A 21388-nucleotide genomic window follows, 5' to 3' on the forward strand; every position below is an offset into this window, starting at 1 on the left:
ACACCATCAGCCAGAAACAGGCGCGAGCGCAGGCGGTCCTGCTGCGCTCGCCCGGAAAGCACCCAAACAGGACCCCTCAGGAGACAACCTCATGTTCAAGAAGAAAGTCGTTCTCGCCGCTGCCGCCCTCACGTTCGGTTTCGCACTGCAAGGCGCGCATGCCGCCGACAAGCAGCTCAAGTCGATCGGCATCACCGTGGGTTCGCTCGGCAACCCCTACTTCGTGACGATCGTGCAGGGTGCGGAAGCGAAGGCCAAACAGATCAATCCGAATGCCAAGGTCACGGCCGTTTCCGCCGACTACGACCTCAACAAGCAGTTCACGCAGATCGACAACTTCATTTCGGCACACGTGGACATGATCCTCCTGAACGCGACCGATCCGAAGGCGATCCTGCCGGCGGTGAAGAAGGCACAGGCGGCCGGTATCGTGGTGATGGCCGTGGACGTGGCCGCCGCGGGCGCCGACGCCACCGTGCAGACCGACAACGTGAAGGCCGGCGCGATTTCGTGCGAATACCTCGCGAAGAAGATCAACAACACCGGCAACGTGATCATCCAGAACGGGCCGCAGGTCTCGGCCGTGATCGACCGCGTGAACGGCTGCAAACAGGTGCTCGCCAAGACGCCCGCCATCAAGATCCTCTCCGACGACCAGGACGGCAAGGGCTCGCGCGAAGGCGGCATGAACGTGATGCAGGGCTACCTCACGCGCTTCCCGAAGATTGCCGGCGTGTTCGCCATCAACGACCCGCAGGCCATCGGCAGCGACCTTGCCGCGAAGCAGCTGCATCGCAGCAACATCGTGATCACGTCGGTGGACGGCGCGCCCGATATCGAAACGGCGCTCAAGTCCGATACGCTGGTGCAGGCCTCGGCCAGCCAGGACCCGTGGAAGATGGCGCAAACGGCCGTGCAGGTGGGCTACGAGATCATGAACGGCAAGAAGCCCGCCAACCCGATGATCGAAATGACGCCGCAACTCGTCACGCGCGACAACGTGGGCAGCTACAAGGGCTGGTCGTCGCCGCACTAAGCCGCTGGCGTTGCACGAGCACGGGGCGCCCGTGCTCGTGCGGTCAGGCGAGCACGGCGTCCTTCGTCACCACGCGGCGCGGAATGATCTTCAGATCGTAGAACGTGTCCGCGATCTTCTGCTGCTGCGCGATCACGGCGGCGTCGATAGGCCGGTATTCATGCGCGTAGTGCGTGAGGCCGGTCTGGATCGTCGCCGCGTCGAGGCCCTGGATCGGTGAGAGTTTCGCGGCTGCCGCCGCCGTGTTGGCGCGCACCCATTGCCCCGTCTTGCCGAGCTCGTCCAGCGCGATCGCCAGCGCGTCCTTGCGGTTTTGCGCGAATTCGCGCTGGCTCAGGAAGAACTGATGATGGCTCGCCACGCCGCTGGCGTCGGCCAGCAGGCGTGCGCCGTCCTGCGATTCGACGGCGGCCAGGAACGGGTCCCAGATCGCCCATGCGTCGATGGCGCCGCTTTGCAGCGCCGCGCGCGCGTCGGCGGGCGCCAGATACACGGGCTGCACGTCGCCGATCGAAAGGCCCTGCTTTTGCAGCAGCGCGACGAGGAACCAGTGCACGTCCGAGCCGCGATTCAGGCCGATCTTCTTGCCCTTCAGTCCTGCCACGTCACGGATCGGCGAGTTTTTCGCCACCACCACGCCCTCCGCGTGCGGCGTGGGCAACTCATACGCCGTATAGACGAAATCCGCGCCTGCGGCCTGGGCAAACACGGGCGGCGCCTCGCCCACGTAGCCAAAGTCGATCGCACCCACGTTCAGGCCTTCGAGCAATTGCGGACCGGCCGGGAATTCGGTCCACGACACCTTGATGCCGAGCGGCGCGAGGCGCGTTTCGAGCGTGCCATTGGCCTTGAGCAGCACGAGTGTGCTCGCGGCCTTCTGGTAGCCGATGCGGAACTGGTCGGGCTGGTATTTCGCGAACGCAGTGGCGGGCAGCGCCGCGCCGGCGAGCGTCGCGCCCAGCGTGGCGAGGAAGTAGCGGCGGGTATAGGGTCTGGGCGGCGTGGGGCGAGTCATCTTCAGCGCTTCCGTGGTGGCATGGGGCATGCACCGACACGGCGCAGCCATCGAAGCGTTGATGCTACCGGGACGCACGCGTTCGCCGAACCGATGTTTGGCGCTAAGCAAATCACGCCGGCAGGAATACGCGGGCGCCCTAGGTGCCGGCCGTCATGTGCGGATTGGGCGACATATGCGCCCCGTTCGCGCGATACCAGTGCACGAACGCCGCCGACGGCATGGGCCTCGCGTAGAAAAAGCCCTGGATATAGGTGACGCCGCGCGCGCACAGATAGTCGCGCTGCACCTGTGTTTCCACCCCCTCGGCCACGAGCCGCGCGCCAAGGCTATGCGCGAGATCGATAATGGCGTCGAGCACGGCCGCCTTGCCGCCTTCCGTGTCGATGGTGAGCACGAAGCCGCGATCGATCTTCAGGACGTCGAACGGAAATTTCTCGAGATACGAGAGCGAGCAATATCCCATGCCGAAGTCGTCGATGGCGACCCTCACGCCCTCGCGCCGCAAGGTGACCAGATTGCTGCGCGCCTGCTCGGTATTGCGCACCAGCGTGCGCTCGGTGATCTCCAGCGTGATCGTCGCGCCGTGCGGCGCCACGGCCGCGCGCAGCGCCTGCACGTCGCTCACGAGCTCTACGCCCGACAGATGCTCGGGCGCGAAATTGACGCCGAGGTGAAAGCCCGGTGCGACGTCCCACGTGGCGACGTCGCGCTCGATGAGCTTCAGCAGATGCTGCGTGAGCGGCACGATCACGTGCTCTTCTTCGGCCACCTGAATGAACTCGTCCGGACGGATCGCGCCGGTGCCTGGCCGCACCCAGCGCAGCAACGCCTCCGCGCCCTCGCAGCGCCCCGTCTCGACGCCGTAGAGCGGCTGGTATTCGACATGGAATTCGTTCGCGCGGATGGCCCGCAGCAGTTGTTCGCGGCGCGACTGCCCGCTTTGCTGCAAGCGGCGCACGAGCCAGACGAGCCACGCGGAGAAGGCAGCCGCCCACGGCATGTAGCGCAGCATCAGGGCACGCCAGTATTCCAGAATACGCTCGGGCCGCCCGTAGATCTTCAGATCGATCGTGGTGCCCGACATGCGCTTTTGCAGATCGACCAGCAACGGCGCGCCGCGCACGTTCACGAGCGCCATGGCTTCGCGCAACACGGTGCCCTCGCCCACCCTCAGCTCGGCCTGGCGAAACACCGTGAGCGGCGCCGCGCCATGCAGGAGGTCCATCAGATACTGCACGTCCACCACGGCCACGACCGCGCGCCCCGCTTCGCCCGCGACGCCCACCAGCAGCGACGGGCGGTTGCGCACCATCGGCGTGTCGTCGACGATCATGAGCCATTCGTCCTGCGAGACCGGCACGCTGCCATTGAGCCAGCCGCTATTGGGAACCGCCTGTTGCGAGTACGCGGAGGAGCAGTCGATGCGGCCTGCGTAAAGGATGTTGAGCGTGCGCACATAGGGCACGGCGGCAGCCCTGCGCGTGAGATCCGGCGAGAGCGTATCGCACGCTTCGTTCGCACGCGGCGCGAACGTGCGCGCCGCGCTCTGCGCCGTCTCGACGATCGAGACCACCTGTCCGACGATGAACGCGGAAGCGAGGCTCGCCTCGCGCTGTGCAATGCGTTCGGCCTCGTAACGCCCGAGCGCCACACACAGCAGGATCGGAATCAGCGCCACGACCAGCAGCACGAGCAAACGCGAGACTCGCGAGCGGACCGCGCCGGGGTTGGGCGAGACTTCGGGCAAGGCGTCCTCCGCACCAGGGCCGTCATGGGGGCGGCTACGGTATGACGCCAACATACACCAACGCGCCAGCAGCGGGCGCGCGCGGTGCCCGGCGCACGCCAACGTCAGCTAACGTGAGCGCCGATCATGCGCATTCGATGCGGTTGCGGCCGCCCTTTTTCGCGCGGTAGAGCGCGAAGTCGCTGCGCGTGAGCGCGGCTTCGGCGCTCATGTCGGCGGCACTCATGAGCGTGATGCCGATGCTCACGGTCAGCGCCACCACTTCGCCCTCGACGCCGAGCGGCTGCGCCGCGAAGCGCTCCTGAATGCGCCGCGCGACGCTTTGCGCGCCTTCGAGATCGGTAGCCGCGAGCAGGATCGCAAACTCCTCGCCGCCGATGCGCCCGGCCATATCGCCCGCGCGCAGGTGCGTGCGCAGGATCTCGGCGAAATGGCGCAATACGTCGTCGCCGATCGCGTGGCCCCAGCGGTCGTTGATCGACTTGAAGTGGTCGAGGTCGCACATCATCACGGCCGCGCCCGTGCCGCCATGCCGCACATGCGCGAGCTGTGCCTCGACACGTGCCATGAAATGACGGCGGTTGGCCAGTCGCGTGAGGCCGTCGGTGCTCGCGAATTCCTGCAGCTCCGCTTCGATGCGCTTGCGCTCGGTGACGTCCGTGATGAAGCCATGCCAGACCGTCGTGCCGTCGGCGAGCCGCTGCGGCCGTGCATCGCCCTGGCGCCAGCGCAGGCCCTGCTGCGGCAGCTGCACGCGAAACTCCAGATGCCACGGTGTGAGATTCGCGGCGGAGTGCTCGAACGAGGCGCGCCACGCATCGAGATCGTCGGGATGAATCAGCGCGTCGACACACGCCGTGTCGTGCGCGGCCTGCTCGGGCGTGAGTTCGTAGATTTCCGCGATGCCCGCGCTCGCATAGGAGAAGAATGCGCGCCCGCCCGCCAACTGGCGGCGCTGGAACACGAGGCCCGGCACCTCGTTCGTGAGGTTCGTGACGAGTGCCGCGCTCTCGCGCAAACGCTCGGCCATCTCGCGCATCGAGGTGATGTCGGTGGTCGTGCCGATCATGCGCAGCGCGCGCCCGTGCGCGTCGCGGCTCATCACCTTGCCGCGGCTGCAGATCCACTTGTAGCGGCCGTCCTTGCAGCGGATGCGATGCTCGACTTCGTAAGTGGGCGTACGGCCTTCGAAATGCGCCTGCATCGCGGCCTTCACGTAGTCGCGGTCGTCGGGATGCAGCCGCAGATAGCTGTCTTCGATGCGGCTCGTCAGCTCATGGTCCGCGTAGCCGAGTATCGCCTTCCAGCCCACCGAATAACGGATCTCGCCCGTCACCACGTCGCGGTCCCAGATGCCCGTGCCGCTGCCCGCGATCGCGTGCGCGAGGAGGCGTTCGTGCTCGCGCAACGCTTCGAGTTCGGCCTGCAGCGAGAGTTCGTCAGCGGCGGGAATCGTGCGCTCGCGGTGCGTGGCGAACGTGGGCCGCACGGCCAGCGCCGCCACCACCTGCGCAAAGTCGCCGAGGCTCGCGCGCCCGGCGGCATCCAGCTCGCGCGGCGCGGGGTCGATCAGGCAGAGGCTGCCCACGTGCTCGCCCTGCGCGCCGTACAAGGGCCACGCGGCCACGAAACGCAGCGGCTTGCTTGCGTGTGCAAGCACGTTGCGCCAGGCGGGATCGGCGGAGATATCGGGCACGATGAGCGGCTCACGCGCCTCGCCGGCGCCGCTGCCATGCGCCAGCGTGCGCAATGCCTCGTCGAGCGTTTCGTCCAAGCCGGCACCCAGCCCGCGCTCGGCGGGCGCCTCACCGGGCACCACGCAGGCTGCCGACACGCCGAAGTGCGCCGCGACGAGCCGCAACAGACTGTCGAGCAACGGATCCGTCGTGGCATGCCCGGCGGCGAGCGAAAACGCATGATCGTGCGAGCGCAACGGTCCGCCCGGCTCGGCGGCCTGCTCCCGCACCCCGGCGCACCCGGCTTCGGTGACTGGCGGCACGGCCTCGGGCATCGACGAGGGAACGGTCATGGCATGCGCTCAAACAGGAATTTCGAGCGCCTAGTATATAGCGCGCGCCAGGCAGGACGGCGGCGACCCCGCAAGCCTCAGGTATCGCCGCGCCGGCGGAACACCCACCATCCCAGTAGCGCCGTGAAGGTCGCGACCAGCACCACCATGAGCCAGAAGCCGTGGCGGTTTTCCGCGAGCGGAATGCCGCCCACGTTCATGCCGAAGAAGCCCGCGACGATGTTGATCGGCAGCGCGAGCACGGTAACGAGCGTGAGCGTGAAGAGCGTGCGGTTGTTCTGCTCTTCGAGCCGCGCGGCGATTTCTTCCTGCAGGAGCTTGATGCGCTCGACGAGTCCGGCCATGTCACCCAGCACGAGCGAGAACTCTTCGGTCGCCTCGCGCAGGTCCTGCATGTCGGGTGTCTGGAGCCAGCGCGGCGGCCGCGCGAGCAGACGGAAAATCGAGCCCGGCTCCGGCGCGAGCATGCGTTGCAGGCGCACCAGGATGCGCCGCATGGCCGCGAGTTCATGGCGGCTCTTGGAGCGGCGCGAGGCGAGAAACTGGTCCTCGGCGCGATCGACGTCGATACTCGTGCGGCGCACGATCTCCACCATGAGGTCGGCCTGGTCGCGCATCAGGTGGATCAGCAGCTCGGCCGGCGAGCGGAACGTCTCGCCGTTGCGCACGTAGCCGCGCAGACGGTCGATGGAGCGCAGCGGCTTCAGGCGCGCCGTGACGAGAATGCGCTCGTGCGTGTACGACCAGAGCGTCGCGATCTGCGAGGGCGTGAGTTCGAAATCGAACATCACGTCGTTGACCACGGCGAACAGGCCGTTATCGACGTGTTCGATGCGCGTGGAGTGCGAGCCTTCCACGAGCATCTCGAAGAAGGCGTCGGGCAGGTCGAGATGCGCGCGCATCCACGGTTGCGCCGCGGCGTGGGCGAGATTGAAGTGCAGCCAGTAGAACGTGTCGTCGCGCACGGCCTGCGGCTCGCCGCTCTCGTGCGTGCGCCGCAGCGCCTCGAGGACATCGTCGCACGTGACGGGCTGCCCGGGCTGGCCGGGCGTGAAGCGAAAACCACAAATGAGGCCCGACAGGTCGGCGCCATAGGTTGCGACGGACGAAGCGAAATCCATGGTCGTCATGGCCGGTTGATCGGCGCACAGCATGCCACACGCGTGCTTTGACAGGCAAGCGCGCGAATCGATGCGCCGACACGCGCGGGTCATGTGCCCATGTTAGGCAACGCCGGGCAGGCCAAGCTGGGTGCGGCCGAGCGGCGTGAGATCGGCCACGCCCGCCCGGTCCGCCAGATCGGCTTCGATATGTTCGGCGGGAAAGTCCGGCGGGCTGCGGCCTTCGAGAAAGCTCGGCAACTGGCGCTGCAAATAGGCGTCGTTCTTCGCGCAACCCGGTGTGGCCGGAATGTACATCACGTTACTGTAGCCGCTGCCGCGGTGCTCGTCTTCCACGGAGTGAATCACGTCGCAGTGCCAGAACACGGTGTCGCCGGCTTGCATCTGAGGAATCGAAATCAGCGCATCGATCAGCGGCGCATGCCACTCGCGGCTGATCGGCAGCCCACGTCCCGGCTGGGCGCCGCACAGGTCGTCCTCGGCCACGTCGTCCTGCAGCGCGCGCAAGAGGACGTACGCCATCGCGTTGGCAATGGGCACGATCTGCAGCGTGCCGTCGCCGGGGCCCTGCGGTGTGAGCGCCGTCCAGCCCTGGAAGGTGCGGAACATCGAAGAGGCGATGCGCGAGGGAATCTCGCTCGCATGCGTGCGGTACGCGCCGTCGAACGGGTCGTAGCGCCGCCAGTCGCCCGAGAACACGTGGCGATAGACCTGGCGGAAACTCTCGTCGACCCAGCGCTCGACCGCGCCGCCGTCGCAATGCGGGGCGAGGCCGGGCGCAGCCGTTCCAGGAGGCCGGCGCCGCAGACGGTCGGCGTAGACGGGCACGACATCGGGATCGAAATGCACGCGCCCCTCGCTCTCGTGGCGCCACAGGCGGTTGAGGAAGACGCGCGCGGCCGTCAGTTCGGCGGACTCGCGCGCCTGCACCTGCGGGCGGGACCAGTAGAGGCCATAGATCAACGGGCGGCTCGCCTGCGGCGGGAGGGCATTGCGCTGCGCCGCGCGTTGCGCGGCACGCGCGTCGAGATCGTTGCGCGCCACGTACCCGGCGATTTCGGCGTCCCAGCGTGCGGCCTGCTCCGGCTCGAACACGCGGCGGATCACGCAGGCGCCGCGCGCCTTCACGAGCGCGATCACCTCGGGACTCACGCGCTGCGCCTGGATGTCGGCGAAAGCGATCTCCGGGATCACGGCCTCGCCCGCTTCGCGCAGCCGGGCAATGTGCCGTGCTTCTTCGCCTATGGCCTGCGCGACCTCCTCGAACACTTCGCGATAGTTCGGCAGTTGCGCGCGCAACATGCGCTTGGCTTGCCGGATCGCGGCCGGGACATCGTCGATTTGAAGTGCCGCCATGCGTGTCTCCATCGGGGTTGAATGCCGTCGTTTGATGGCAAGCATACGCCTCCATGGCGCTCGTCTGGCGTTAGCCGATTGGCATCCCACTTCCTGGGTTTTCAAATTTTCAACAGGTAAACTTGCAAGTTTGGCTGTTTATCTTCATGATTGGCTGACGTACCCCAGCCGAATCCGCGTGAATCGCCATGTCTGCCAAAAACCCTGAACCCGCCGTCATCGACTTCATGCAGGCGATCGGCATGCTCGTGCGGCGCACGCGCAATGAGTCTTATGCGGACGCCCTTTCAATGACCGAGTCCGTCGTCATGTCGCGGCTCGCCAACGACGGCCCCGCCACGATTGCCGCGCTCGCGCGCGCCGAAGGCATGCGGCCCCAGTCGATGGGCGCCACCGTCGCGGCCCTCGAGGACATGGCTCTCGTCACGCGTACGCCACATGCGACCGACGGCCGTCAGCTGCTCATCGAGCTGACGCAAAAGGGCAGGCAACTACGCAAGCAGACCCGCGACGCGAAACAACTGTGGCTCTCGCAAGCCATCGCGGACCTCGACGAAGACGAGCGCGCCACGCTCTTCAAGGCCGGCGACATCATGAGAAGGCTCGCTGAACGATGAGCGGCACGCGTGAGCCCAGCGGTGCCGGCAACCGGATTCCCGCGTCCGTCTGGAAGGTCGCCATCGTCGTCTCCATCGGCTCGTTCATGGCGCAGATGGACTCGACGCTCGTGAACGTCTCGCTCCCGGCCATCGGCCGTGCGCTCCACTCGCCCGTTGCCACGACGCAGTGGATCATGAGCGGCTACCTGCTGGCCATGGCGCTCATGCTTCCGCTCAACGGCTGGCTGGTGGACCGCGTCGGTGCGAAGCGGCTCTATTTGTTCGCCTTTACGGCCTTCACGCTCGCTTCCGTGCTGTGCGGCGCGGCGCAAACCATGGGGGAACTGATCGCCGCGCGCATTGTTCAGGGCCTCGTGGCCGGGCTGCTCGCACCCATGGCGCAGATGATGATCGGGCGCGTCGCGGGCAAGAACATGGAGCGCGTGATGGGCTACGCCACGCTGCCCATCCTGCTCGGGCCGATCCTCGGCCCGGTGCTCGCCGGCGCCGTGCTGGCGCGGGCAGCGTGGCCCTGGCTCTTCTTGATCAACGTGCCGGTCGGCATACTCGGCGTCACGCTGGCCACGCTCCTGCTCGCGCCCGACGCCGCTCAACCGCAAAAGCGCCGCTTCGATTTCGCGGGCTTTGCCTTGATCTCACCCGGGCTCGCCGCGCTCGTCTATGGATTCCAGAGCGCCATGCACGCCGAAGGCGCGGGGTTTCTGCTCGCCGGCGCCGCGCTGCTCGCGGGATTCGTGTGGCGCTCGCTACGCCGGCCAACGTCGGCGCTGATCGACGTGCGCCTCTTTGCGGACCGGATGTTCGCGGTGCCCGCCATCACGCAATTCTTCGCCAACGGCATCATGTATGGACGGCAGCTGGCCGTGCCGCTCTATCTCATAGCAGGCTGCGGCCTGAGCGCCGCGCATGCGGGCTGGCTGCTCGCGGCGACGGGCGCGGGCATGATGGCCTCGTTCGCCTGCATGGGCTTTCTCACCGAGCGGCTGGGCTGCCGTGCGCTCGCGGCAGGCGGCGCGCTGCTGGCGCTCGTCGCCACGCTGCCGTTCCTGTGGATGACGGGCCACGCGTTCTCCACGGGCCTCGCGTTGGCGAGTCTCTTTATCGCGGGCGTGGGTCAGGGAACCATTAGCATTCCTTCGATTTCCGCCGCGTATGCGCGCATGCCGAAGGCACGGCTTCCGGTGGCGAACACCGCGTTGAATATCGCGCAGCGGATTGGCGGCCCGTTCGCCACGACGCTCGTCTCCATCGCCGTTTCCCTGGCAATGCCGAGTGCTTCCGCTGCCGAACCGCGGCACTTCCTGCCGGCGTTCGCGGCGCTCTGCGGGCTGCATCTCCTGTGCTTCGCGGCGGCCATGCTGCTCCCGGCGAGAGTGCGCCGCGCAAACGAGGGCTGACGCCCCGCTCACACCATCTCGCTTGCCGCAGTTCGGCGCTGCCGCCGGAAGAACTGCCACATCAGCGCCATCGCGTCGGGACCTCGGTCCGAATGAAACGCTTCGCGCGGATCGCCGCCGCTCCATGCGTGCCCGAGCCCGCGAACGACACACACCCGCACGACGAGCCTGCCCGACTTGACATAGTCGGTGTATGCCACCGCGTCACGGCTATAGGTCCGGATCTCGCCGACGCGCAATTCGCCCTGCGCGTCGAGCAGCCGGTTGACACGCGCGAACTGCATGCCGAGCTGTGCGCCGTTGCGCTTCGCCACGACCGCGTCGATTTCGCCTTGCACGATGAAGGCGGGCACACCGGGATGGGCGGCGACGTCGAGAGCGGCATCGACCAGATGCACCGGGTCTTCGCGGCTGCCGTGGCGCATGACGCTCATCGCGCTCATGGTGGAACTGGCCGCACCGAAAACCGGCCCCGAGTGCAGGCCCACGGCCGCGAAGCGCCACGGATGGCGCATGGCGAGCACGGACGCGAGACCCGCTCCCGCCGAGATGCCCGCGAGGTAGACGCGCTCGCGATCGAAGCCGTGCTCGCGCGCGACGGCATCGACGAGCGAGGCGACCGCCGGCGCTTCCGACTGCGCATGATCGCCGTGCCAGTGCCAGCATCGCTGCGCGTGCGCCGTTTTCGCCTGCTCGGGAAGCAGCACGGCGAAGCCTGCGCGATCCGCCAGCCGGCAAACCCGCGTGCCCGCGGCAAACGACTCCGCCGTCTGCTTGCAGCCGTGCAGCATGACCACGAGCGGCAGGCCCGTGGCGCTGGCCGCGCCGGCGGGCAAATAGAGCGCATACGCGAGATGGTTGACGAGATGCCCGGCCCTGGGCGGCGCGGAATGATAGGAGCGGATCCACCTGCCGGCCGTGCCCGTCGGCTGCGCACGCCCCACGTGCGCCTTGCCGGCGTGCCTCGCCGGTTTGGCTGCCGGCCTCGCGACCTGCGCGGCCGTTGCGGGCACCGTTTTGCGTTTGGCCGCCTTTTTCTTCGGTCGCGGTGCGCTCATGCGGGTGAGCAGTTCGAGACCTTTGAGCCAGACGCTGGTCTTTTTCCTGGGCATGAGCAATGGCGACAAGGCGTTTTGTTCACGTCACGCCAGGCGGCACACGGCGGACAGCGCAACTACAGCGATCGCAGCGATGGCAGCGATCGAGCCGCTGCGAGTCCGACTATCATAACGGCCCTGACCTCGCGCTGAATTTTGCGTGACCGCGCGCGCCCGCGTCACAGGTGTTGCGGCGCTATAATTTCGGCCACCGCCGCAAGAGACGATAGCCGAACCGTTCGGCATTACCCGCCTTCCGTCATCCCCGTGACCGCTTCCACGCCAAACGCCTCGCCGGGCCCCACGCTGTTCGGACTCTTTCTGATCTTCAGCCGCATCGGCATGACGAGCTTTGGCGGCGGTTTGAGCGGCTGGCTGTTGCGCGAATTCGTCCAGGATCGCAACTGGATCAGCGAAGAGGACTTTCTCAACGGGCTCGCCATTTCGCAGGCGCTGCCCGGCATCAACGTCAAGAACATGGCGATCTGGATCGGGCACCGGCTGCTGGGCTGGCGTGGCGCCGCCGTGGCCGTGACGGGCATCCTCGTGCCACCCGCATGTCTGATCGTCGTGATCGGCAGCGCGGTCGGCGCGCTCATCTTCCATCCGCTCACGCAGATTCTGATCGCGGGCGCCGCCGCGGCGGCCACCGGATTGTCGCTGTCGATGGGTGTCGTCACCGCACGGCGCGTGCGGCGGCAGGTCCTGCCGCTGCTGCTCATGGCAGCGACCTTTGTTGCGATCGGCATTCTGCGTTGGTCGCTGGTGTGGGTGGTCGTGGCAGGCGGCACCGTGAGCGTGCTCTACGAATACGTGGCGATCCGCCGGGGTGCGCGATGAATGCACGCCTGCTCGGTCAGCTCGCCGCCATTTTCGCGCCACTTTCGCTCGTGACGATCGGCGGCGGCCAGGCGATCGTCGCCGAGATCCAGCGCCAGGTCGTGCAAGTGCATCCGTGGATGACGCATTCGCAATTCGCGGCCGACTTCGCGATTTCGCGCATGGCGCCGGGGCCGGGTTCGCTGCTCGTCACGTTGATCGGCTGGCAGGTTGCCGGCTTCTGGGGCGCACTCGTGGCGACCGCCGCGCTCCTGCTGCCAACCGCTATCCTCATCTATGGCGTCACGCATATCTGGGGCCGCTATCAGGGCGCGGCGTGGCAGTTGGCGCTCGAGCGCGGCCTGCGCCCCATCGCGGCCGGCATGATGCTCGCGGCGGGCTGGGTGCTGCTCAAGTCGCTCAACGGCGGCCTGCCCGCGAAGGCCATCGCCGTCGTGTCGCTTTGCGTGCTGCTCAGGACGCGGGTCAGTCCGCTCGTCCTTCTGTTTGCTGGCGCGCTCGCGCTCTTTGGCGTCAGCCTGATCGGCGCGGACCTGCCGCATTGGCTCCAGGTGCAGCTCACGTAGAAAAACTCCCTGCGGCGACAACTTCACGGGAATAACAGCCCATCCGCGGCGGTATACCCATTGCAGTCTCCGTTGATTCGACCGTGCGCCAGCCGGTCGCCGAACCATGCCATTTAATCAGGAGTTCGAAATGATCATCCGCCGCCCGCTTTTCGCCTTGCTCGCCGTGACGGCTTGCATCGGCGCCGTATCCACCGCGTCAGCGCAGGGACTCACGCGTGCCCAGGTGCGCGAACAGTTGATCGAAGCGCAGGCCAACGGTTCGCAATTCGTGACCGATAGCTCGTATCCCGACGTGAGCCCCATCTCCGCGCAGCAAGTCGCGCGTGCGAAGGCCCAGCATCAACAGCAGGAACCCAGCGGCATGGGCGCGCCGATGCAGGGCACGAGCGACTCCGGCGCACCGCACACGACGTGTGTCGGGCCGGTGAGCTTCTGCAACCTGTATTCGGGTAGCTGAAAGCGATCGCCGGAACCCGCTCCCCGCCCCCGCCAAAGCCGAAGCCCCGCTCGCGACGAGCGGGGCTTTTCGCGCGCCTGCTCGGCGTCGCCCCCACCCTTTCCTGAGCATCCTGACCAGCCGCGAAGTCAGCCAGGCGTCATGTTCAATGCGCCGCGCATGCACCGTGACGCCTGCGTGCCGATTTGCGTGCGGTACAGGACAAACCCTGCCCCCCAATTGTCTTGTGGCGTGACTACACTATGGACGTCGGCATTCGTTTGCTATCCGCGTTCGCGTGCCGCCCGCCAGCACGATGACCACTGGGAGGTGTGCTGTGCTCCGCCTGACCTTCGCCCGCACTTCGCGCCCTGCGGCGGCGCTTGCCCTCGCGCTTGCCAGCGCTTTCTGTTACGAGGCGAACGCCGCAACGCCGCCTCCGGCCGCCGCCAAGCCGCCTGCCAACAAAGCCGCCGCCAATAAGTCCGCTAACAACAAGGCCGCTAACGACAAGGCGGCTAGCGACAAGGCAGCAAGCGATACGGCAGCAAGCGATACGGCGGCTAGCGACAAGGCGGCTGGCGACAAAGCCGCCGCGCCGAAGGCCACCGCCGAGGCAAACGCGCCGGCGGCCGTGGCCGCGCCCGACTTCTTCTCGCTCGCCGAGCGCTACGGCCCAGCCGTCGTGCACGTGATCGCGCGCAGCGCCGACGACCCGTCCGCGCCGCCCGAGCAGGAAGCGATCGATGACGCCGATCCTTTCTTCGCGTTCTTCCGGCGCGCGCCGAAGCCGGCGTCCGACGCGGAAGCCGGCGGACCGCGCGTGATGACGGGTGCGGGCTCCGGCTTCATCGTCAGCCCCGATGGCGTCGTGCTCACCACGGCGCATATCGTCGACAACGCCGAGCAGGTGACCGTGCGGCTCACGGACAAGCGCGAGTTCAAGGCGGAGGTCGTCGCCGTCGACCCGCAAAGCGACGTTGCCGTGCTGCAGATCGACGGCCACGATCTGCCGTTCGTGAAGCTCGCCGATACGGCGAAGGCGCACGCCGGCGAGCCCGTGCTGTCGATCGGGTCGCCGGACAGTTACCAGAACACCGTGACGACGGGCATTCTCAGCGCGACCTCGCGCATGCTGCCCGACGGCAAGCCGTTCCCGTTCCTGCAGACCGACGTCGCGGTCAACCCCGACAACTCCGGCGGGCCGATCTTCAATCGCGCGGGCGAGGTGATCGGCATCGGCGTGCAGATTTACGCGGATGGCGGCCGCTACCAGGGCCTGACCTTCGCGATTCCGATCGAGGCCGCCAACCAGTTCCGCGCCCAGTTGCAGGCGCGCAAGGCGGCGCCCGCCGCCAGCGCCAATGCGGCGAACGCGGCAACCGCGGGCAACGGCGGCACGATCCGCACCTTCGGCATGCAGGTGGAAGACGTCAGCCCCGGGCTTGCGGCCGCGCTCGGCTTGCCGCACGCGGGCGGCGCGCTCGTCGACGCCGTCGATCCTGGCTCGCCCATCGGCAAAGCGGGCATCCGGACCGGCGACGTGATCGTGCAGGTCGGCAGCAAACCCGTCGACCGGGCCGCGACGCTCGCCGCCGCGCTCGCTGCCGTGCCGCCGGCGACGCCGGCGTCGCTCAAGGTGATCCGCAACCGTCAGCCCGCGGTGGCGGGCTTCTCGAACACGGCGTTCGAGGCGAAGGCGGCGGATGGGGATGCGCCTGCGGCGGCGACAGGCGCAGCGGGGGCCGCTGGCGCCGCTGGGGCAACGGCAGCACGGGCTACCGAAGCCGCACAGGCGGCGGAGAAGACCGACGCGCCCGTCGCGCCCGCCGTAGCGGATCCGGTAAGCAAGACGCCGCCGTCTGACGTGCACGCCGTCAAAGCGGCGATGACGGACCCGAACGCGCAGCCCGCCGCTGCGACGGCACCGGCCGCGCGCCATGCCGCCGACCGCCTCGGTCTGATCGCGCATGCGCTGAGCGCCGAGGAAAAGCGCACGACCGGGTTGCCGCTTGGTTTGATGGTGGAAGCCTCCACTGGACCCGCCGCGAGCGCGGGCGTGCGGGCTGGAGACGTCGTGCTGTCGCTCGACGACACGCTGGTCGAATCGCAGGAGCAAGCTGTCGCGCTCGAGGCGAAGGCGACGAAGAGCATGTCGCTGCTGATTCAGCGGAATAATGCGCGGAGTTTTGTTGCTGTGAAGATTCGGTGATGGGCGCTGTGCGCGGCTTCTGGCTGCTTTCGGCGTTTCGCTGCTTTCGCGTCATACCGACGCGAAAGCAACGAAAGGCTAACCCGGCCAGGAACAACAACAAAAACCCCAACCCTCACCGAGGCGTCAACTGCGCATAAACATCATGCGCAAGCTGCAGCAACTCCTTACGGTCGATCCCGCCCGAAAGCGCATACCCGAAGTCGCCATCCACCCAATAAAACACATTCACAGGGCCGTCCTGATAAAGCTTGAACGCGGTCGTGTTGGCGCTCGTCTTACGGTGCGAGATACACAGCGTCACCCGCTCGCCTCGGGCGTTGTGATACATGAACTGCGCGACTTCGCCGCCGTCGTCGGCCGGCAACAAGCGCCCCCCCGAAAGCTCGAACCCGCTCTTCGAGAGCATCGGCGCGCGCACGTTGGTGCCGAGCCGGTTGGCGAGCCACTTCACGAAGTCCTGCTCCTGGCTGTCGTCCATCGTGTCGGGCCGCGCCACCGTCGGCATGTAGACCACATGCGCCACCGCCGCTTGCTGCGCGAAGCGCATGGAGTTGTCCGCGCTCACCGCCCGAAGCTCGCCGCCGCCAGCCGCGCCTGCGTGTCCGCCCGTGCCGCTCATGCCGTAGTGCATGCCCCACCCGATTCCCACGCCCAGCACCAGCGCCGCCGCGAGGCCCGCGAAGCGCGGCCAGTTCGCCGCCGGGCGCGTGTTCCGCACCGCTTGCGCCTTGGGCTCTGGGGCGGCCACGCGCAGGCGCGCGGGCAGCGGCTCGTTGAGCACACGGTCGTAACGCTCGTGCAGCAGGTTGTTGAGCGCGAAGAAGTCGCTTGCGCGCGCGGCAAGCTCGGGGTTGCGCTCGAGCTCGCGCTCCACGTCGGCGCGGCGCGCCTCGGAAAGCGTGCCGTCCACGTAGGCGTGGATCTCGTCTTGCGTGACTGGATTTTGTTGCTCGCTCATCGCACCACCTTCAGATTCGCACGCGGGACGGAACCGGCCATGAGCGCCCGCAAGCGCTCACGTCCCCTCGACAGACGCGACATGACCGTGCCGATCGGTATGTCGAGCGCCAATGCGACATCGGCGTAACTCATCTCCTCCAGTCCTACCAGAAGCACCACCTCGCGCTGCTCCACGGGCAGGCGCTGCAGCGCAAAGTCCAGATCGCGCACTTCGAGCGCGCCCGTCTGCGTGGCGGGCACGGCATAGTCGGTTTCGGGCACGCTGTCGTCATCGACGGAAACGTGCGCGCCGCGTGCCGCCGACTTGCGCACCTGGTTCACGAACAGGTTGTGCATGATCGTGAAAAGCCAGGCGCGCAGGTCGGTGCCCGAACGAAACAACTCCGTGCGGGCGATGGCGCGCTCGAGCGTGTCCTGCACGAGGTCGTCGGCGAGCTCGCGGTTGTTGATCAGCGCGCGCGCGTAGCGTCGCAGGCGCGGCACGTGTTCTATCAGCTCGTCACGGATGTCCATGTTTCATCCTGGATTGCCGCAAGGGTCATTGCGCGGTTTGCATCGTCGGGCAGGTTCACGATCCTTCGCCTTCATGCGCCGGCTGCGTGGCGAGCGTCGCGAGGTCCGCCGCGCGCATCAAGCCGCGCGTTTGGGCGTTGCCCGCGAGCACCCAGCGCGTGCCGCGCTCGCGCCACATCAGGAGCCGCAGCGGACCCGCGCGGTGGGCGCTCCACTGCGGCGCCGCGCCGGCCAGCCAGGCACGGCTCGCGAGCAGCACCACGAGTTCGCCCTGGTTGTTCTCGTAGACATAGCGCTGCGCACTCGCGAACGGGCCGACCCGCACTTCGCCGCCGCCGAGAAAGTGCAGGCCCGCCGCGCCGAAATCGAACGGCGCACGCGCCGCGCCCGCTTCCAGCGCCTCCGGCTGCGCGTTTTCGGCTTCCATCAGCGCCATCACCGCGGCATTGTTCAGCACTTGCTGCGACGGCTCGGTCACGCCGATCCACGCCACTGCGGCGCCCGTCATCGCCAGCGCGGCCGCGAGGGCGATAGCGTAGCGCAACACCCGCCTGCTTCGGGCTGGGGCGATGCGCGGGTGCGCCGCCTGCGCGGTCGACGCACCCGGCGCACCCGGCGCCGGGTAAGCATCGCGGATCTGCTCGTTCAGGCGCCGGTAGAACAGGATGCGATGCCATTCGCCGGGCTTGCCCGCGAGGTAGCGCCGCACGTGCGCCGCCCGCGCGCCGGCAAGCGTGCCGTCGCTATAGGCCTGGATATCGGCTTCGGAAACCGGCGGCTCGTCGAGCGGCCCGCGAAACTTCATGATCGTGAATCGATGCTGATTGGGTGGAGATGCGGGGGCTAACGCGCGGCGGGCGCGGATTATTCCCGCGGGCGGCGAAATTCCCCTTTTGCGCGGCGCTCGAGCGATTTTGCGCCACGCGGGTGCCCCATTCATCGCATCCGCATAAAAAAACGCCACATTACCCGCATTGAATAATATTTGAATTATTTCCTTAAAAGCGCATGCGAGCATCACGCCCAACTGCCGCGCACCCTGCGGCAGGTTCGTGATTGATGGGAATTCAAGTGAAAAATGCCGCTCGCCTCATCGCCTTGTCGGTTGCGCTGCAAGGTCTCGCCATTCAACCCTGCGTTGCGCAAAGCACGCTCAACTACACCACGTCCTGGATCGGCAACAGCTTCGGTTTCGGCGACGGCAAGTGGATGCAGCAGGACGTCCAGGCCATCGCCGTCGCGCCCGACGGCACCGTCTACGCGAACGCGCCCTGGGACGAAAGCGGCAGCGAGATCGGCGTGTACCGCGGCGGCGACAAGCTCGCCGTGGCCGGCAACACGCACGGTTGGGGCAACGCGGGCGGCGACGCCATCGCGGCGAACAGCAGCTATGTCTATGCCGCGATGTCGATCGGCAACCAGAGCAATGGGCTCGTGGGCGCGGACTATCCGCCCGCCAACCAGACGTGGTTCGGTGTGACGCGCCGGCTGCGCTCGAACGTGGCGCAGGGCGCGCCGTTCGCGAGCGGCATCGGCAACAGCGCGAACGCGACGAAAAACAGCTTCCTGCGCGTGCTCGCCGCGCCGGGCAGCAGCGACGGCGCCGTGCGCGGCCTTGCCGCCACCGACGCCGAGCTGTACGTTGCCGATACCGCGGACAACCGCATCGTGGTCTACGACGCGCAAACCATGCGTCAACTGCGTTCGTTCTCCGTGCCCACGCCGGGCCGCATTGCGCTGGCCGCGGACGGGACGCTCTGGGTGATCCAGGGCATGCAGGACGCGAACGGCCCGAGCATCGGTCACTACCGCAAGGACGGCACCGCGCTCAACGATGCGCCCGTGCTGCCCGCGGGCACCGTGCCCACCGACCTCGCCTTCGCGCCTTCCGGACAGCTCTCGATTGCCGACAACGGCCCCTCGCAGCAGATTCTGCTCTACGCGCGCTCGTCGAGCGGCCAGATGGCGGCCGCGGGCACACTGGGCACGCGCCAGGGCATCTTCCACGTCGTCGAGGGCACGCCCGGCGACTGGCGCTTCAACGGCATCACCAGCATCGGCTACGATCAGGCGGGCAACCTGTACGTCGCGCAGAATGGCCAGGGCCCGCGGCCGTACGGCACCGCGCTGGTCGGCCAGGGGACGGTGCTCGAAAGCTACGCGATGGGCACGCGCACGCTGGGCTGGCGCCTCGATGGCCTGACCTTCGTCGACGCCGCTGCCTTCGACCCCGCCAACACCGCCAACGTCTTCACCGGCTCGAAGCGCTTCACGCTCGACTACCGCCAGGCGCCCGGCAAGCAATGGACCTATGCGGGCTTCACGCTCAACCGCTTCGCGTATCCCGACGATCCCGCGCTGCACTCCACGCGCGGCGTGCGCGGCTCGCCCATGGTGCGCCGCTTCAATGGCCAGCCATTCCTCTATACGCTCGACCAGTACGCGCACTACCTGAACATCTACCGCTTCTCGCCTTCAACCGATGGCGAAGTCGCGATTCCCTCGGGCCTGCTCGCCCAGAATCCGATGCCCGGCAACTGGCCCGCCGGCCAGCCGACCTACGGCGAGTGGATGTGGCGCGACGCGAACGGCGACGGCCATGTGGACGCCAGCGAAATCGCTTCGAACCCCTCGACCGGCGCGACCGTCGGCAACGGCTACTGGTGGGTGGACACGCCCGGCAACGTCTGGCTCGCCACGCCGCTTTCGGGGATTCGCGAGATGCCGATGCAAGGGCTCGACGCGCAGGGCAATCCGCAGTACACCTATGCATCGTCGAAGATGTTCCCGATGCCGGCGCCGTTCAACCGCATCGCGCGGATCGTCTACGTGGCCGAAACCGACACGATGTACATCACCGGCTTCACCGCGAACCTTCCGTGGGATGCGTCGCACTGGAAGGAAGCCGGGCCCGTGCTCGCGCGTTACGACAACTGGTCGAGCGGTTCGCCCACGCTCACGTGGCAGGCGTCGTTGCCCTGGAATACGGGCAGCAGCCCGCAGGTGACGACGGTGGGGATCGCCGTGGCCGGCAACTACGTGTTCATCGCGGAGCTCTACACGCAGAAGGTCGACGTGTACGACGCGCGCAGCGGCCAGATCGTCGGCTCGATGACGCCCGGTGCGAACGTGGGCAACACGAGCGGTTGGGTGGACATCTATATGGGCATGAGCGCCGCGCAGCGCGATAACGGCGATTACGTGGTGCTCGTGGAGGACGACGCGCGCGCCAGGATCCTCATGTACGACTGGACGCCAGGTTGAGGCGCCGCGGCTTTACGGCCGCCCCGACGCGTGCGTGGAAAACGCCACGCGATTACGGCCGTCGCGCTTTGCACGATACAGCGCGGCGTCGGCTTCCTCGATCAGCGCGGTTTCCGCGAGCCCCGGCGCGGGCGTGAGCGTCGCCACGCCGATGCTGATCGTGAGGTGCTCGCTCACGGCCGAGCCCACGTGCGGCAACGCGAGCCCCACCACGTCGCGGCGCATCTTCTCGGCGAGCAGCCGCGCGCCCGCGCTTCCCGTGCCCGGCAGCACCACGGCGAACTCTTCGCCGCCGAAGCGCGCCACGAGGTCGCGCGGCTGACGTATCTCGCGGCGAATGGTCGTCGCCACCGAGCGCAGCACGTTGTCGCCCGCCACGTGGCCGTAGGTGTCGTTGTAGGGCTTGAAGTAGTCCACGTCGATCATCAGCAGCGACACTTCGGTGCGCTCGCGCTCCGCCCGCTTCCACTCGGCGCTCAGGAATTCGTCCAGATAGCGCCGGTTCGAGAGGCCGGTCAGGCCATCCGAATGCGTGAGGCGGCGCAGCTCGAGGTTCGCCCGCAGCAGTTCCTGCTGCGAGCGGCGCAGCGCGCGATAGGCCTCGTCGCGCTGCAGCATGTTTACGTAGGATCGCGAATGATATTTCACGCGCGCGATCAGCTCGACGCTGTCCGGCAGCTTGACGAGGTAATCGTTGGCCCCCGAGGCGAACGCCGCGCTCTTGATGGCGGGTTCTTCCTTGGTGGAGAGCACGATGATCGGCACGTCGCGCGTCGCTTCGTTCGCGCGGTAGGCGCGCACGAGCGTGAGGCCGTCGGTGCCCGGCATCACGAGGTCCTGCAGGATCACGGTCGGGCGCACTTCCTCGGCCATGCGCACGGCCTGGTCGGGATGCGCGCAGTAGTGGAAGTCGATCTCGCGTTCGCTGGCGAGCGCCCGGCGCACGGCCTCCGCCACGATCGCCTGGTCGTCCACCAGCAGCACCATCATCGGCATGTCGGCGGCGGGCAGCGTCTGCTCCAGCGCGCTGCGCACGGCCTCCAGCGCGACGGCGAGCGAAGCGTCGTCGGCGCTGCCCGGGTCGAGACCCGCGTCGACGCCGACGTCCGGCCCGATGCTGTCGGCAACGTTTGCGCTGGTGGGAAGATTGGACTTCTCGGTCATGATATC

At 67.6% G+C, this 21388-nt stretch carries 18 protein-coding genes; 8 read left to right on the forward strand and 10 right to left on the reverse strand.

The window, feature by feature from the left end:
- Window positions 1-91: 91 nt before the first annotated feature.
- Complete coding sequence (locus AB4Y35_RS24555) at window positions 92-1036, forward strand: ABC transporter substrate-binding protein (protein ID WP_368706357.1); 945 nt, start codon at window positions 92-94, stop codon at window positions 1034-1036.
- Between the two features lie 43 nt (window positions 1037-1079).
- Here the strand turns inward: AB4Y35_RS24555 and AB4Y35_RS24560 are convergent, their stop codons facing one another.
- The 5 genes from AB4Y35_RS24560 to AB4Y35_RS24580 form a co-directional block, all read right to left on the reverse strand.
- Entirely contained in the window at window positions 1080-2051 is a 972-nt protein-coding gene (locus tag AB4Y35_RS24560) for a sulfonate ABC transporter substrate-binding protein (protein WP_368706358.1), read from the reverse strand.
- 139 nt (window positions 2052-2190) lie between these two features.
- Window positions 2191-3801 (reverse strand): EAL domain-containing protein, encoded by a 1611-nt coding sequence (locus tag AB4Y35_RS24565; RefSeq protein WP_368706359.1) that lies wholly within the window; start codon window positions 3799-3801, stop codon window positions 2191-2193.
- Between the two features lie 124 nt (window positions 3802-3925).
- Window positions 3926-5830, reverse strand: coding sequence for a diguanylate cyclase (locus tag AB4Y35_RS24570; protein WP_368706360.1), 1905 nt, complete (start codon window positions 5828-5830; stop codon window positions 3926-3928).
- Window positions 5831-5907: 77 nt separating this feature from the next.
- Window positions 5908-6951, reverse strand: coding sequence for a transporter (locus AB4Y35_RS24575; protein ID WP_368706743.1), 1044 nt, complete (start codon window positions 6949-6951; stop codon window positions 5908-5910).
- 102 nt (window positions 6952-7053) lie between these two features.
- Complete coding sequence (locus AB4Y35_RS24580) at window positions 7054-8307, reverse strand: DUF1479 domain-containing protein (RefSeq protein WP_368706361.1); 1254 nt, start codon at window positions 8305-8307, stop codon at window positions 7054-7056.
- A gap of 188 nt (window positions 8308-8495) precedes the next feature.
- On the opposite strand from AB4Y35_RS24580, the gene AB4Y35_RS24585 reads away from it, so the two are divergent.
- Together AB4Y35_RS24585 and AB4Y35_RS24590 are read left to right on the forward strand one after the other, a co-directional pair.
- Window positions 8496-8924: a MarR family winged helix-turn-helix transcriptional regulator gene (locus tag AB4Y35_RS24585; protein ID WP_368706362.1), complete on the forward strand. Its 429-nt coding sequence runs from the start codon at window positions 8496-8498 to the stop codon at window positions 8922-8924.
- Entirely contained in the window at window positions 8921-10324 is a 1404-nt protein-coding gene (locus tag AB4Y35_RS24590; protein WP_368706363.1) for a DHA2 family efflux MFS transporter permease subunit, read from the forward strand. The genes AB4Y35_RS24585 and AB4Y35_RS24590 overlap by 4 nt, the downstream gene beginning before the upstream one ends.
- An 8-nt stretch (window positions 10325-10332) precedes the next feature.
- Here AB4Y35_RS24590 and AB4Y35_RS24595 read toward each other — a convergent pair whose 3' ends face one another.
- Window positions 10333-11436 carry a PHB depolymerase family esterase gene (locus AB4Y35_RS24595; protein WP_368706364.1) on the reverse strand — a complete coding sequence of 368 codons (1104 nt, stop codon included), beginning with the start codon at window positions 11434-11436 and terminating at the stop codon, window positions 10333-10335.
- Between the two features lie 252 nt (window positions 11437-11688).
- Here AB4Y35_RS24595 and AB4Y35_RS24600 point away from each other — a divergent pair, with 252 nt between their 5' ends.
- The 4 genes from AB4Y35_RS24600 to AB4Y35_RS24615 all read left to right on the forward strand — a co-directional run bounded on the left by AB4Y35_RS24600 (window position 11689) and on the right by AB4Y35_RS24615 (window position 15478).
- Complete coding sequence (locus tag AB4Y35_RS24600; protein ID WP_368706365.1) at window positions 11689-12261, forward strand: chromate transporter; 573 nt, start codon at window positions 11689-11691, stop codon at window positions 12259-12261.
- A complete protein-coding gene (locus AB4Y35_RS24605) occupies window positions 12258-12827 on the forward strand; it encodes a chromate transporter (protein WP_368706366.1) in 570 nt (189 codons plus the stop codon). Before AB4Y35_RS24600 ends, AB4Y35_RS24605 begins: the two co-directional genes overlap by 4 nt.
- A gap of 130 nt (window positions 12828-12957) precedes the next feature.
- Window positions 12958-13287, forward strand: a complete 330-nt coding sequence (locus AB4Y35_RS24610) for a DUF4148 domain-containing protein (protein WP_368690532.1) — start codon at window positions 12958-12960, stop codon at window positions 13285-13287.
- Between the two features lie 316 nt (window positions 13288-13603).
- A complete protein-coding gene (locus AB4Y35_RS24615; protein ID WP_368706367.1) occupies window positions 13604-15478 on the forward strand; it encodes a trypsin-like peptidase domain-containing protein in 1875 nt (624 codons plus the stop codon).
- Window positions 15479-15593: 115 nt separating this feature from the next.
- On the opposite strand, the gene AB4Y35_RS24620 is transcribed toward AB4Y35_RS24615, so the two are convergent.
- Genes AB4Y35_RS24620 through AB4Y35_RS24630 form a run of 3 tightly spaced genes read right to left on the reverse strand, consistent with a single transcriptional unit; the run spans window position 15594 to window position 17759 of the window.
- Window positions 15594-16439, reverse strand: coding sequence for an anti-sigma factor (locus AB4Y35_RS24620; RefSeq protein WP_368706368.1), 846 nt, complete (start codon window positions 16437-16439; stop codon window positions 15594-15596).
- The gene (locus AB4Y35_RS24625; protein WP_028205375.1) at window positions 16436-16954 is read right to left on the reverse strand and encodes a sigma-70 family RNA polymerase sigma factor; all 519 of its coding nucleotides are present in this window, start codon (window positions 16952-16954) and stop codon (window positions 16436-16438) included. Before AB4Y35_RS24625 ends, AB4Y35_RS24620 begins: the two co-directional genes overlap by 4 nt.
- 55 nt (window positions 16955-17009) lie before the next feature.
- A complete protein-coding gene (locus AB4Y35_RS24630; protein WP_368706369.1) occupies window positions 17010-17759 on the reverse strand; it encodes an anti-sigma factor in 750 nt (249 codons plus the stop codon).
- 404 nt (window positions 17760-18163) lie between these two features.
- On the opposite strand from AB4Y35_RS24630, the gene AB4Y35_RS24635 reads away from it, so the two are divergent.
- Window positions 18164-20218, forward strand: a complete 2055-nt coding sequence (locus tag AB4Y35_RS24635; protein ID WP_368706744.1) for a hypothetical protein — start codon at window positions 18164-18166, stop codon at window positions 20216-20218.
- Window positions 20219-20230: 12 nt separating this feature from the next.
- Here the strand turns inward: AB4Y35_RS24635 and AB4Y35_RS24640 are convergent, their stop codons facing one another.
- Window positions 20231-21214 (reverse strand): diguanylate cyclase, encoded by a 984-nt coding sequence (locus AB4Y35_RS24640; protein ID WP_368706745.1) that lies wholly within the window; start codon window positions 21212-21214, stop codon window positions 20231-20233.
- Window positions 21215-21388: the final 174 nt, after the last annotated feature.

This window comes from Paraburkholderia sp. EG286A (assembly GCF_040965375.1).
Classification (GTDB): domain Bacteria; phylum Pseudomonadota; class Gammaproteobacteria; order Burkholderiales; family Burkholderiaceae; genus Paraburkholderia.